The sequence below is a fragment of the Paenibacillus sp. FSL R5-0527 genome (genome assembly GCF_038008055.1).
Classification (GTDB): domain Bacteria; phylum Bacillota; class Bacilli; order Paenibacillales; family Paenibacillaceae; genus Fontibacillus; species Fontibacillus macerans.
In genome coordinates, this window is sequence record NZ_JBBOYI010000001.1 from 6,879,603 (window position 1) to 6,891,845 (window position 12,243).

Sequence of the window (12,243 nt, forward strand, 5' to 3'; positions counted from 1 at the left end):
CCAATAGTTTCATCTTCATCCTAACCTGTGCAGCCTTTCAGCATGATGGTACTTGCACCTGGGCTCCAGCCGCCACTTCTATGATCACAAAAAACCGCTGTCCGGCCGGATGAGTGATCCCGACACCGAAACAGCGGCTTTTCGCTTAATGATAATACGTTGAATTATGCCTGGCTGGCGGCGATCGCCTGCTCCAGGTCGTACAGGATGTCGTCGATCGACTCGGTGCCGACGGACAGGCGGACCAGTTCCGGATTGACGCCGGCCGCCAGTTGCTCCTCTTCCGTCAGCTGCTGGTGCGTCGTGCTCGCCGGATGGATAATGAGCGACTTCGAATCCCCGACATTGGCCAGGTGCGAGAACAGCTTCACGTTTTCGATCAGCTTGCGCCCGGCTTCTACGCCGCCCTTAATGCCGAAGGTAAGGATCGCGCCTTGCCCTTTCGGCAAATATTTTTGCGCCAGCTTGTAGGATTCGTGGCTCGGCAGCCCGGCGTAGCTGACCCACTCCACTTTGTCGTGGGCTTCCAGGTACTGCGCCACCCTCAGCGCGTTTTGGCTGTGGCGTTCGACGCGCAGATGCAGCGTCTCCAGCCCCTGCAGCAGCAGCCAAGCGTTAAACGGCGACAGCGGAGCGCCGAGGTCGCGCTGCAATTGGACGCGCGCCTTGATGATGTACGCCAGCGGCCCGACGGCGTCCGTGTAGACAACGCCATGGTAGCTCGGATCCGGCTCCGTCAGGCCGGGGAATTTCCCGCTCGCCGACCAGTCGAATTTGCCGCTGTCAACGATGATTCCGCCGATGGATGTGCCGTGCCCGCCGATGAACTTCGTGGCCGAATGCACGACGATGTCCGCGCCGAAATCGATCGGACGCAGCAGGTAGGGGCTCGGGAACGTATTGTCGACGATCAGCGGAATTCCGTGCTCATGGGCGATCGCCGCCACCGCCTCGATATCGAGCACGTCGCCCTTTGGGTTGCCGAGCGTTTCGGCATAAAGCGCTTTCGTCTTGTCCGTGATGGCCGCGCGGAAGTTGTCGGGATTTGCGGAATCAACGAATTTGACCTTGATGCCAAGCTTCGGCAGCGTCGTTGAAAACAAATTGTAGGTGCCGCCGTACAGCGTGGACGATGACACGATCTCATCCCCGGCCCCGGCGATATTCAAAATGGAAAACGTGATCGCCGCCTGACCGGATGCCGTTGCCAGTGCGCCGACGCCTCCCTCGAGCGCCGTCAGCCGTTTCTCGAACACATCGGTCGTCGGGTTCATAATGCGGGTGTAGATGTTGCCGAATTCCTTCAGGCCGAACAAATTGGCGGCGTGCTCGGTGTCGCGGAAGCCGTAGGAAGTCGTTTGGTACAACGGGACCGCCCGGGAATACGTAGTCGGATCGATTTCCTGCCCGGCATGGATCGCCAGGGTTTCGGGGGCGTATTGACGCTCTTCAGACATGGATAATTCCTCCTTCAAATCGCTCGAAAGTGATGGGATGACGATGTTTTTTCATATTCTCTCACATCTCAAGCCGTTTGAAAATAGAAAATCCGATAATTTTTATGTGAATTATATATTTTATTTACTTCCCCTTGAATTTCCGCACGAAATAGGCATCTTCCAGCAGCGGTTCCCCTTCGGTGAGGCCGGGAAACGGGGGAGATTCCGCCGCCATTTTAACGTATACCCCCTCCCGGACCTCCCGAATCTCGATCAGGCGCTCGGGCGGCAGCTCGCCTAACCGTTCACGGGGAATGACTCCTTCCCAGATCGGGCAAGGCAAGTCTTCCGTCCATAGCGATTTCCTGTCGTAAAAATGAACCTCCCCCCGATCGAGCCAAAGCACGTAATCGGCCATGGCCGCCCATTCGTTCATCTCATGCACCGCCGCAATGACGGTCCGCCCTTCGGCGTACCGGTTCAAATAGTTGATCGCCAGCTTGCGCTCCGCGGAATCCATCGCGTTTAACGGCTCATCAAGAAACAGGAAATTCGGGGCCCCCAAGAGGGATTGGGCAAGGGCAATCCGCCGCTGAACCCCAAGCGACAACCGTTTGATCTTGGTGTTCCGGCAGAATTCCAGATTAAAATCGCCCAGCAGTTCCTTCGCCCGATCCGGGCCGGTTAAGCCCTTAAGTTCGGACAAATAAGCCAGCAGCTTGTACGGCGTCATTTCTTCGTACAATTCGATTTCCGCGGGTACATAACCGATTTGACTGCGCACTAGCGGCAAATCGTCAAGCACGGAGCGCTGCCGGTACAGGATCCTCCCCCTGCGCGGCATCCTGACGGTCGCCAGCAGCTCAAGCAGCGTCGTTTTGCCCGCCCCGTTGGCGCCGACCAACAGCGTTAGGCCCGGATACAGCCGCAAGGCATCGATATGCAGGGAGAAGCCGTCCAACGGCTCATCGATATTTTCAACGGTAATCATGCGTATTCTCCGTCCTCACTCCACCTATTTTCAGACTTCGGCTACGGTAATACGAGCGGAACAGCAGCAGCGCCCCGATGAGCAGCAGCAGCGCGTCGAGCGCCGTCCGCGTACCGGCGGCCCATCCTCCCGCCTGGGCCTGGATTTCCAGCATAAACCAAAGCACGTAAACCGCAAAAGCGAAAAACAGCGCCGGTTTCATGCCGTAACGGAACAATGCGTACATCGCCGTCCCGCCGGTCAGCAGCGAAATGCCCAGCCATTGCAGCAAAAACGGCACAAAGGGCATCCCTGCCTCGCCCGCCGCCTCCACGCGAATGCCCACAACGACGGAGCTGATCAGCGCCCAGCCGATCACAAGAGCGATCACCATAAGCATCCGGCTGTAGACGACTAGAGCGGGAGGATAAGGCGTAATGCTCTCGACCGCGCGCATGCCCGGGTCCCAGGAGCGGTAGCTGTACAGCATAGAAGCGATTAGCATCAAGGGTGTAATCATCGGGAATAAACTAGGCATACGATCGCCCAGTAAATAATTGGAGAACGGGCGGTTTGGATCAACCAGCAAAATCAGCATCAAAAATACGGCCGCGCCGGCCAAAACGAGCGCTTTGCGGTTGAGACGGAATTGGCTAAGCAGCAATCTGCGCAGCGAAGGCGCTTCGACGTGCGGGTTGAAATCGAGCGTTTTTGCGGCGTTTTGCGCCTGAAGCTCGGCAAATTCCGGCTCCAGGGCCGCGATCAGCGCCGCCGTTTCCGACGGCGCCGGAGCATTCTGCACAGCCTGCCGCAGCGGTTCGCACAGCTCCTGCTCCAAGCGTTTCAGTTCTTTATCAATGGAGTGTTCCATGAATCGGCACCTCACTTTCCGTAAATGTATCCATTCGCTCGCCGGACCCGGCGGAGGAAGCGCCCTTTGGCCCGCATAGTACGCGTTTCAGCTTCCGCAATGCGCTGTAAAGGTTCGATTTCACCGAGCTTAGCGGCATTTCCAGCATTTCGGCAATTTCTTGCAGCTTCAGTTCGTGAAAAAAGCGCATGCGCACAACCTCCTGCTGCACCTGCGGCAGCAGGGCCAAAGATTCGGCAAGCTGCTGCGCCGTCTCCTGCCGTTCGATCAATGCCTCCGCCTGCGGCGAAGGGTCCACATCGTCCGGCAGTTCGTCCGCACCGGCATGCTCTGAACGGTAGGAGGCGCTCCGCCAGTAATCCCGGCACAAATTCAGCGCCACCGTATACAGCCAGGGGCGGAGATGTTCCATCCCGCCGTGCCTTTTCAGGTGGCGGATCAGCCGGATAAAAGTCTCCTGGACGATGTCCTCCGCCTTGCTTCGGTCCTTGAGCCGGTTGGTCACGTAACTGAGCAGCGGTCCGTGGTACCTCGTGACCAACAGCTCGAACGCTTCCCGGTCCCCCGCCGCCATCCGCTCTACCAGCAGCTGGTCCGAAATCATGTCATCCCTCCCCTCTCATCCGCATCGCCTTCTTCCATTCCCGCAGCCATTCCCTGTAAGTAATACTGCCCTTGTCCGCGTTGAATTGCGTGTCCGGGATTTCCAACCCCCGGCTGTAAAAATAGTTCAGCATTTCCTTGACCTGTTTGGATTTGCCCTCATCCAGGGCGGTTTCCACCTCCCGTACCATCCGCAATCCCACGTTATTCTGAAAAAGATCGGACAGGATTTTGCTCTGGGGTCCTTTTTCCATATCCTCATCCGTATAATCCGTCTGTTCACGGCAATACACATACCATATCAAGGCGCGAATCTGCGGACGCACATCCGTGTACGAATCCGTAATCTCGAATTTGCCGTCATCCGTTCCCAGGAGCATCCGATACATCAAAGTTTCGGCATCCGTTCCGGAGTCTTCTTCCCGGTCCCTGCTCAACCAGTTCATCAGCAAGGTCCGTTCTTCCAAGTTCGTAAGGTTATTGGGAATGTACATGGGCAGCACCAATACTTGTTCCAGCTTGGGCCGAAAATCGGGGAGCCAGGAAGTAAAATATCGGTACATCACGTTACACTCTGCGAACATCTTCTCCACTCTGCGAACGGCATAAGGAGTCGTGACCATCCGCACCGGCAGCCCGGGATGCTCCAGCTCGACAAATTCTCCGCCGACTAAGCGAACGCCGGTCAAAACGTCGCTTTCAAACGTTTGCCCGTCCCGGCGGCGCACGGATTCCGTCAGGTTGGAAAACAGCGGAGTTTCAAAACCGGAAACGTTCAGGCGGACATGAATCGGCGAAAATCCACGTTCCCCGGATTCTTTCATCAGCCTGAATTCTTCCGCCAGCCGCAGCGTAGATGCCTCGCCCTTCTTCAGGTACACCGGACGGTCGCCGGGCAGCGGATACCAGGCCATGTACCACGGCAAATCAACGTTTTTTCCTCGGACAAAAGCGTTGTAAGCTTCCTGGGCCTGATTCCGGGGCATATAGTCCATCACCGCCCCGCTGTATTTCATCTCCACTCGAAGAAGTTCCCCGGTTGCGGGTTCCGCAGGCTTAACGGTCAACCGCTCCCCTTGCTGCACAAACGCTGCGGCAGCCCCGGCCACCCGGACGTCCTCAACGCTGAAAGTCCGGTTTAAGGTAAAGGTTAGCTCCGGGCTTCCATGCAGCCGTTTCGCGGGGATTTGCAGCCGGACATTGAAATGAAGACGGTCGTCCGGAGTTCTTTTTAGGTCAATGTCATAACCGGTAATTGCAAAAACCCCGGCGCTCCGGGAAGCGGAGGAAGCTTGGGCGATCAGAAATTCGTTAACCGTGGGGATGCTCGGGTCGAGCTGCTTCGCCTCGTACTCGGCATACCGTTCCCGCCAGATCGAGCCGTAGGGAACGAACGCGCCCGCCGTCAGCAGCAGCGCAACACCGGCCGCAATCCAGGAATAGGCCCGGCGCCCCGCCGGCCGCAGCCGGTCGAGGATCACCGTTCCGGACGTTAACAGCAGCAGCGCGAAAGCCAGCACAAAGCGGCGGGAGGCGGCCTGCTCATCGGCGATCAAACGCATGCCCCATGTATCCATTCCCAAATCGCCGTTCATCGCCAATTGACTGAGATGAAAGGCGCGCAGCACGTACCAGTGATTCCGGTCCAGCAGGAATATATCCATAAAAAAGGTGCCGAACATCCAGGCGCAAAACGCAATCAGGTAACAGGCCCGATTCGGAATGCAAATCGCCAGCAGCATCGCCAGCGCCAGTGTGACGATATAAGACACTTCGTAGCTGGCGGCGAAATAGCCCGTAAATTCCAGCGTCACCCCGGAAGCAGCGCCGACTTGCGCGGACGCCCAAGCGTAAACCGCCCCGGCCAGTAAAGTAAACAGCGAAAAATAGAGCAAGCCGGCGGCATACTTCGCGGAAATTTTGGCCGCATACGGCACCGGCAATGCCGTACTCCATTCATAGGAAGGGCGCCGGATATCCCGGCGGACCGTGAGCACGCCGAGCAGCATGACGAGGCCTAACGTCATCGTGTGAAAAAGCGCCATATACGTATAGGCTTCCTGGTAAAAATCAGCCTCCCGCACCGCGACCCGCCCGACGAACCAGACCAGCAGCAAAACGAACAGCACCGGCATGGCCAAAAACCACGGATTGCGAAAAATCATTCGCAGTTCAAACATCAACAATCGCCGCCATCTGCTCATCGTCCCCCCGCTCCTTCCGGGAGACCCGTCCTTAGCAGCGCCAAATAACCGTCTTCCAGCGTCGGCTGAACCGGCGTTACGTCATCGGCAGCCGGAGGCGCCTCGCCGACGATGCGGCACCGCAGCCCGCCCGCCGCCGGCCGGGTCCAAACGACGGACAGCGGATCAAGCCGGGCGAAGTCCCGTTCGGACAAGCGTGCCTCCCATACTTTGCCGCGCCCGCGCTCCTGCAGGTCGTCGAGCTCGCCGGACAAGCGCACCCGGCCTTTGTTCAGGACGGCGATTTGCCGGCAGTTGCTTTCAATGTCGGCGACAATGTGGGTCGACAGCAGCACGATCCTTCCGACGCTGAACCGGGCCAGCAAATTGCGGAAGCGGACGCGCTCTTCCGGGTCGAGCCCGGCCGTCGGTTCGTCGGCGATCAGCACCCGCGGCGAACCGAGCAGCGCCTGGGCGATGCCGAGGCGGCGCCTCATGCCGCCGGAGTAGGTCCGCACTCTTTTTCCGGCTTGATTCTGCAGGTTCACCTGTTCCAGCAAAGCAGCGATTTCCGCCTTCCTCCGTTTTTTGTCCTTGATCCCTTTCATGACTCCGGCAAAATCGAGAAATTCCGCCCCGGTCAGCCCGGGATAAGCCTGAAACTGCTGCGGCAAATATCCGATCATGCGGCGAATCTCCTCCGCCCGGGTCAGCGGAACGCCAAACAAGGCCGCTCCGCCGGAAGTGGGGGCCGTCAGCGCGGCCAATATCCGCAGCAGCGACGATTTCCCGGCTCCGTTCGGCCCGAGCAGGCCGACCATGCCTTCCTGCAGCGTCAGCGTGACGTCGTCAAGCGCCCAGCCGCCTCGCATATATTTTTTGGATAAATGATCGATCTGAATCATAAGCTTCCTCTTTCTGCCAGAGTTAGGTTGGATCGCTCCGCGCGGGCGACCTTCTGTTCCTGTAACGGATGCCGCCGCAAAAAAGTTTAACCTTGGAGGGCAAAGTTAAAAATTTCCTGACTCCGGCGCAAAAAAGGGTGCCGATTCCCGCGTTCGCTTTGGAATGGCACCCTGTTTTCCATGATATGTTTTATTCGGGATACGCGGGTTTGTCCCGCGCGCTTTCGCCGCCGGGCAGCCCGGCTTAATCGCCGCTGGCGCCTATGGACAGCTGCATGCTTAATAGTCGCTTGCGCCGCTTTGACCCTGGGCGATCGCCACGCCCGCGCTCGTTCCGAGGCGCGTGGCACCGGCCCGAATCATCGCCTCCGCGTCAGCCAGCGTGCGGACGCCGCCGGAAGCTTTCACGCCCACGTCCGGTCCGACCGTTTGGCGCATGAGCGCCACCGCCTCCACCGTGGCTCCGCCCGTCGAAAATCCGGTGGACGTCTTGACGAAGTCGGCCCCGGCCGAAACGGAAAGCCGGCAGGCGCGCACGATTTCCTCATCCGTCAGCAGGCACGTTTCGATAATGACTTTCACCAGCGCCTTGCCTTTCGCGGCCTCCACGACGCCGGCGATATCGCGGGCGACCAGCTCGTCGTTCCCGTCTTTTAAAGCGCCGATATTGATGACCATATCGACCTCGCCGGCCCCCTGCCGGATCGCATGGGCCGCTTCGAACGCCTTAACTTCAGGCGCCGACGCGCCGAGCGGAAAGCCGATGACCGTGCATACCTTTACCGGCGAGCCTTGTAGCGCCTCCGCGGCCGTTTCCACCCATACCGGATTGACGCAAACCGAAGCGAATCCGTATTGCTTCGCCTCCTCGGCCAGTTTGAGAATGGCCGCTTGTCCCGCTTCCGCCTTCAGCAGGGTGTGGTCGATCATGGCGGCAATTGATTTTGTTGACAAATGAACTCCTCCGTTCTCGATTCCTTTAGTATAAGCTGGAGATCTGCACGCCGCTCGGCAGCTTGAACGGGTGCTCTTTGTTGATATGATCGTAAAACATGATGCCGTTCAGATGGTCGATTTCATGCTGCATCACGATCGCGTCGTAGCCTTTGAACCGCAGTTTGACCTCATTTCCCTGCTCGTCGTACGCCTTGACCTGCACCTTCTCGTAGCGCGGCACAAAGCCCTGCACCGGGCGGTCCACCGACAGGCAGCCTTCGCTTTCCGGCAGATAAATCATCGCGGTCGAATGGCTGATGATTTTCGGATTGTACATGGCGATTTCGCGGGGATGTCCCTGGTCGTCGGTCAGCAGGGCGGCAAACATCCGCTTGTTCAGACCGATTTGATTGGCCGACAGGCCCACGCCCGCGCGCAGGTTGTATTTTTTGGCCGTCTCGGGATCCTGGCTGTTTTTGAGGAAGCGCAGCATCGCCGCCATTTCCTCGCGGTCCTCCTCGGTGGGAGGAACGCTGACCGGCTCGGTCACAACGCGCAAAATGGGCGCCCCTTCGCGAACGATGTCATCCATCATTATGATGTAATCGCTGTTGAATTTACTCATAAATAAACAAATCATCCACCTTCGTCTGTAAAATTTGCGCAAGCTTGAACGCAAGCTCCAGCGTCGGATCGTACCGGTCGTTTTCCACGCTGTTGATCGTCTGCCTGGCGACGCCGCAGGCGGCGGCCAGCTGCTGTTGGGTTAACCCCAGCCGCTTGCGGAACTGCTTGATTTTATTGTTCAAGGGCATCCCCCAAATGTCAAAAGTTTTGGACTAATCAAGCGTAACATGGGCCAAACCCGGTTGTCAAAGTCAGGATTTAAACTTGTGCCAGTCCATATCGCTCGTGTTCAGCAGGTGCTCGAAGTCGTTGTCCAGCCGCTTTTGCTCGGCCCGGCGGGCCTCCTCGGCCTGGATGCGGGCCTGCTCCTTGCGCGCTTCCTCTTCTTTCTTCAGCTCTTCAGCCTGGGCTTTCAGCTTGGCGATCGTATCCCCGCCCAGCAGGTCTTTCAGCGTCGCCGGTTTATCCGCGGAGGACGCCGCGGCCTGAGTGGGCCGTTGTCCTTTTTTCTTTCCCATCACGTTTCACCTCGTTTTCTTTAAAGCCTCGCCGGTAGACAGCTCCAAAACAGCGTTAGCTGTTAATCCGGTTTAGCGTCACTTCGCTAGCAACGGACATGGATGCTCCTATTCCCCAAAAAAGGCGGGTTTCACTTTCTAACGGACCGAGATGCGCTTATTTCCCCGAAAACGGCTGGAAACTTGCGCTGAAATGCCAAACAAGGTCAACTGTGTCCGTTACATCGCAAGACATCACTAGCGGTGCATTTAAATCTGGCAAGATACATTTGCTGAGCACACCAATATTCTAACGGTTGCCACAAGCGCTATTTGTTCCAAGCCCGTTGATTTCAAATTGTAACGGTTGCCATGGAGCTTATTTCGCTGAAAACCGGTAATTTTTGCTTGGATCAGGCAAATAACGGCGCTGGCAACCGTTAAAATTTAGAAAAGGTCTTTTTTCGGCAAATAGCCGCTGCTGCAACCGTTAGATGATTTCGGATAGCTTTTACGGGAAAGCTTGAGCAAAAGTTAATGCATCGCCAGCGGCATGACATTCCGATCCCGCCGAAATAACGGCGCTGTGGTCCGTTAAAATGCGACGCCCCTCTTCTGCCGGGTTGAAAAATAAACCGTTCGGTTCCCTTCAACTCCAGCTTAAACGCACGTTATCCCCGGGGCGATCCACTGGTTTATGCCTAAATTATCACCGTCCTCCGGAAGGTTGTCAATGGAAGGAATGGCGGAAGAACGGTGATAAGATAGCGGAATATAGCGCAAGTACAGCGGAAAGACGCGGAGGTTCGTAGAGAGGCGGAGGCGGAAGGGCGAACATTGGAAAAGCGATGGAGGGTGCAAAAGGCGGAAGGACGTACCGTGGAAGAGCGGTGGAGGGCGGAGCAGGCGCAAGGGCGCATTGGTAGAGCGGTGGAAGGCGGAGGATCGCCGAAGCGTCGTCGGAGGATCGCCGGAGGAGCCGGCGTCAGGGAGGGGCCGGCCAACTCCGCCGATCATTAAAGGGGCGGCCGATATGACCGCATCCGTCAGTTTCTTTCGCCCCCCAAACGCTCCAGCCCCCCAAGCAGCAAATCGAGATTGAAATGCAGGCTGTCCCGCACCTCCAGCGGAAGTCCAAAGCTTCCCTGCCGATCTAGCGAAGCGAAGCCGTGAATGAGGCTGCGGAGGCCGCGCACGGTGTGGAGCGCCTGCTCCTCGGTCAGCGGAAAGCCGCCGAGATAACGCAGCGTCAGCGCGACGATGCGGCCGGAGGCTTCCTGCAGCTCGCGTCCCTCCTGGCTCGGGGCCATTTGCACGGCTTCGTACAGCCCGGGATGCTCGTGCGCGAAATCGAGGTAGGCGTCGGCAAAGCGGCGGACAGCATGTTCGCCGCTCAGGCCGCCAACCGCGGCCACGATGTGTTCGTACAGCCGCTCCAGCGCATATTTGGCCAGCATGGCGCGAATCTCGTCCAGCCCGCTGACGTGATTGTATAAAGAAGGCGGCCGGATCCCCAGCTTCCGGGCGACCGATGAGATGCTGACGGCAGCGGCTCCCTCGGCGTTGGCCACCTCTACCGCCGCCATCAAAACGGCGGTACTGTCAAGGCCGATTCTTGGCGACATGCCGCTACACCTCCCGCGGCCGGCGATCCGCACCGCCCGCAAGCGCCCGCTCTGCGGCGCGGATGGCCCGCTCCAGCGCGGCGCCCGGCCGCTCGAGCACATCGCCGTGCCCGGCCGCCAGCAAGGACGGCTGCAGGGCGGCCAGCTTGCGCGCGCTGTTAAGCGCCGCCGGCTTATTCCAGGTGGCCAGCGCCGGGAACGGGAACAGCGGGCGGACGGTGCCGCTGACCGCGATGCCGGCGCGCGTCTGAAAGGCGTCGCCCACGATCAGCGCGCCGCTGCGCGTGTCCAGCAGCGAATACGAGCCCGGCGTGTGCCCCGGCGAGGCTACGGCGAGCAGCGAGCCGATGCGCTCTCCGTCCGTGAACAGGACGTCGGCGCGCGTGTTCAGCCGCTTGGGGACGCCGCCGCGGATCGGCGTTTGCGGTTCGCCTGCGTCGAGCGTCACGTCGCCGCTCATCAGCCGGGCGTCCCGGGCGGAGACATGCACCGGAACATCCGGGTGCATCGCCTTCAGCGCGTCCAGCGCCCCCACATGATCGTCGTGAACATGCGTCAGGACGATGCGGGCAAGCGGCTTGCCGGTCGATTGCACCGCCCGCAAAATCCCGGCGGCGCTGTAGGGCAAAGCGGCGTCGATCAGCGTAACGCCATCCTCCTCCTCGACCAAATAGCAATTTACCGGAAAAAGCCGTGGAAGAAACGACAGTTGCGTTAACTTTCCATACTTGCGGATTCTCATTATTAATTCCCTCTTCCCCAAACTGGTTTACGAAAATGAATTCTCCAAAACTAAGACCTTTAGTTTTAATTTAAACTAATACCATTAGTTTCGCAACTGTTTTTTTTTTAGTCGTACAAGCCGCATTTTCCGAATAGGATGTACAAGCACGATAAAATCGCAGTCTGGAGGGAAGGGTTGAATGAACAGTTTCATCAGCTACGTGCTGCTGGGGTTATCCCTGTCCGCGCCGATCGGCCCGGTCAATGCGGCCCAACTCGACAAAGGGATACGCGGCGGTTTTTTCCATGCCTGGTTTGTAGGGATCGGGGCGCTTGCCGCCGATATTTTATACATGCTGCTCGTATACTTCGGCGTTGTTCATTTTTTGAACACCCCGTTTATGAAAACGTTCCTGTGGCTGTTCGGCTTTTTCATCCTCACTTATACCGGCATCGACAGCTTAAAACAGGCGGGAAACATCCATTTGAACGAAATGCGGGGCGGCGAACCGCTGATGAAATCGTTGCTGTTCGGATTCATGATGTCCGTCAGCAATCCGCTGTCCATTTTGTTCTGGCTCGGCATTTACGGCTCGGTGCTGGCCCAGGCGGCATCCGCCGCCGGAACGCAGGAACTGATCGTCAACAGCTGCGCGATCATTTCCGGACTGATCGTTTGGGATTTGGCGATGGCCGGGTTCGCCAGCGTATTCCGCAGATTTCTGACCGACCGGATTCTCGTCACCATCTCCGTCATATCCGGTATATCGCTGATCGGCTTCGGGCTGTACTTCGGTTACGAAGCCGCGCTCCTGCTGCTGGAGCGGCTTTGAGCAAAACGGCCTTTTTGACCGCGCACTTTCT

The 12,243-nt window shown here is 58.2% G+C and carries 14 protein-coding genes; 2 read left to right on the plus strand and 12 right to left on the minus strand.

The features are described from left to right. Nucleotides 1–164 precede the first annotated feature (164 nt). The 10 genes from NYE69_RS31085 to NYE69_RS31130 all read right to left on the minus strand — a co-directional run bounded on the left by NYE69_RS31085 (nucleotide 165) and on the right by NYE69_RS31130 (nucleotide 9,052). Nucleotides 165–1,457, minus strand: a complete 1,293-nt coding sequence (locus NYE69_RS31085) for a homocysteine synthase (RefSeq protein ID WP_340929914.1) — start codon at nucleotides 1,455–1,457, stop codon at nucleotides 165–167. 124 nt (nucleotides 1,458–1,581) lie between these two features. Then, nucleotides 1,582–2,430 carry an ATP-binding cassette domain-containing protein gene (locus NYE69_RS31090; RefSeq protein WP_340929915.1) on the minus strand — a complete coding sequence of 283 codons (849 nt, stop codon included), beginning with the start codon at nucleotides 2,428–2,430 and terminating at the stop codon, nucleotides 1,582–1,584. Further along, complete coding sequence (locus tag NYE69_RS31095) at nucleotides 2,417–3,280, minus strand: hypothetical protein (protein ID WP_340929916.1); 864 nt, start codon at nucleotides 3,278–3,280, stop codon at nucleotides 2,417–2,419. The genes NYE69_RS31090 and NYE69_RS31095 overlap by 14 nt, the downstream gene beginning before the upstream one ends. After that, a complete protein-coding gene (locus NYE69_RS31100) occupies nucleotides 3,264–3,884 on the minus strand; it encodes an RNA polymerase sigma factor (RefSeq protein ID WP_340929918.1) in 621 nt (206 codons plus the stop codon). Before NYE69_RS31100 ends, NYE69_RS31095 begins: the two co-directional genes overlap by 17 nt. 1 nt (nucleotide 3,885) lies before the next feature. Beyond that, nucleotides 3,886–6,087, minus strand: coding sequence for an ABC transporter permease/M1 family aminopeptidase (locus NYE69_RS31105; protein WP_340929920.1), 2,202 nt, complete (start codon nucleotides 6,085–6,087; stop codon nucleotides 3,886–3,888). Then, nucleotides 6,084–6,971 (minus strand): ABC transporter ATP-binding protein, encoded by an 888-nt coding sequence (locus NYE69_RS31110; protein ID WP_340929922.1) that lies wholly within the window; start codon nucleotides 6,969–6,971, stop codon nucleotides 6,084–6,086. The genes NYE69_RS31105 and NYE69_RS31110 overlap by 4 nt, the downstream gene beginning before the upstream one ends. Nucleotides 6,972–7,250: 279 nt before the next feature. Further along, nucleotides 7,251–7,901 (minus strand): deoxyribose-phosphate aldolase, encoded by a 651-nt coding sequence (gene deoC, locus NYE69_RS31115; RefSeq protein WP_036619686.1) that lies wholly within the window; start codon nucleotides 7,899–7,901, stop codon nucleotides 7,251–7,253. A 49-nt stretch (nucleotides 7,902–7,950) separates the two neighbouring features. After that, nucleotides 7,951–8,532: a peptide deformylase gene (gene def / locus NYE69_RS31120; protein WP_036619685.1), complete on the minus strand. Its 582-nt coding sequence runs from the start codon at nucleotides 8,530–8,532 to the stop codon at nucleotides 7,951–7,953. After that, complete coding sequence (locus tag NYE69_RS31125; RefSeq protein ID WP_036619684.1) at nucleotides 8,525–8,716, minus strand: helix-turn-helix transcriptional regulator; 192 nt, start codon at nucleotides 8,714–8,716, stop codon at nucleotides 8,525–8,527. The genes def and NYE69_RS31125 overlap by 8 nt, the downstream gene beginning before the upstream one ends. Before the next feature lie 69 nt (nucleotides 8,717–8,785). Continuing rightward, nucleotides 8,786–9,052 carry a YqkE family protein gene (locus NYE69_RS31130; protein WP_340929925.1) on the minus strand — a complete coding sequence of 89 codons (267 nt, stop codon included), beginning with the start codon at nucleotides 9,050–9,052 and terminating at the stop codon, nucleotides 8,786–8,788. Between the two features lie 816 nt (nucleotides 9,053–9,868). Between NYE69_RS31130 and NYE69_RS31135 the strand changes: the two genes are divergently transcribed. Then, on the plus strand, nucleotides 9,869–10,051 hold the full coding sequence (locus tag NYE69_RS31135; RefSeq protein ID WP_127463452.1) for a hypothetical protein: 183 nt from the start codon (nucleotides 9,869–9,871) through the stop codon (nucleotides 10,049–10,051). Nucleotides 10,052–10,077: 26 nt separating this feature from the next. Here the strand turns inward: NYE69_RS31135 and NYE69_RS31140 are convergent, their stop codons facing one another. Continuing rightward, nucleotides 10,078–10,656: a TetR/AcrR family transcriptional regulator gene (locus tag NYE69_RS31140; RefSeq protein WP_340929928.1), complete on the minus strand. Its 579-nt coding sequence runs from the start codon at nucleotides 10,654–10,656 to the stop codon at nucleotides 10,078–10,080. 4 nt (nucleotides 10,657–10,660) lie between these two features. Then, nucleotides 10,661–11,398, minus strand: a complete 738-nt coding sequence (locus NYE69_RS31145; protein ID WP_051985250.1) for an MBL fold metallo-hydrolase — start codon at nucleotides 11,396–11,398, stop codon at nucleotides 10,661–10,663. A 181-nt stretch (nucleotides 11,399–11,579) separates the two neighbouring features. Between NYE69_RS31145 and NYE69_RS31150 the strand changes: the two genes are divergently transcribed. Next, the gene (locus tag NYE69_RS31150; protein ID WP_124333452.1) at nucleotides 11,580–12,212 is read left to right on the plus strand and encodes a LysE family transporter; all 633 of its coding nucleotides are present in this window, start codon (nucleotides 11,580–11,582) and stop codon (nucleotides 12,210–12,212) included. The last annotated feature ends 31 nt before the right edge of the window (nucleotides 12,213–12,243 follow it).

Excerpts from the sequence above, each read along its gene's own strand:
- NYE69_RS31085 (WP_340929914.1), bottom strand. The coding sequence starts at position 1,457 with ATGTCTGAAGAGCGTCAATACGCCCCCGAAACCCTGGCGATCCATGCC.
- NYE69_RS31090 (WP_340929915.1), bottom strand. The coding sequence starts at position 2,430 with ATGATTACCGTTGAAAATATCGATGAGCCGTTGGACGGCTTCTCCCTG.
- NYE69_RS31095 (WP_340929916.1), bottom strand. The coding sequence starts at position 3,280 with ATGGAACACTCCATTGATAAAGAACTGAAACGCTTGGAGCAGGAGCTG.
- NYE69_RS31100 (WP_340929918.1), bottom strand. The coding sequence starts at position 3,884 with ATGATTTCGGACCAGCTGCTGGTAGAGCGGATGGCGGCGGGGGACCGG.
- NYE69_RS31105 (WP_340929920.1), bottom strand. The coding sequence starts at position 6,087 with ATGAGCAGATGGCGGCGATTGTTGATGTTTGAACTGCGAATGATTTTT.
- NYE69_RS31110 (WP_340929922.1), bottom strand. The coding sequence starts at position 6,971 with ATGATTCAGATCGATCATTTATCCAAAAAATATATGCGAGGCGGCTGG.
- deoC (WP_036619686.1), bottom strand. The coding sequence starts at position 7,901 with ATGATCGACCACACCCTGCTGAAGGCGGAAGCGGGACAAGCGGCCATT.
- def (WP_036619685.1), bottom strand. The coding sequence starts at position 8,532 with ATGAGTAAATTCAACAGCGATTACATCATAATGATGGATGACATCGTT.
- NYE69_RS31130 (WP_340929925.1), bottom strand. The coding sequence starts at position 9,052 with ATGGGAAAGAAAAAAGGACAACGGCCCACTCAGGCCGCGGCGTCCTCC.
- NYE69_RS31140 (WP_340929928.1), bottom strand. The coding sequence starts at position 10,656 with ATGTCGCCAAGAATCGGCCTTGACAGTACCGCCGTTTTGATGGCGGCG.
- NYE69_RS31145 (WP_051985250.1), bottom strand. The coding sequence starts at position 11,398 with ATGAGAATCCGCAAGTATGGAAAGTTAACGCAACTGTCGTTTCTTCCA.
- NYE69_RS31150 (WP_124333452.1), top strand. The coding sequence starts at position 11,580 with ATGAACAGTTTCATCAGCTACGTGCTGCTGGGGTTATCCCTGTCCGCG.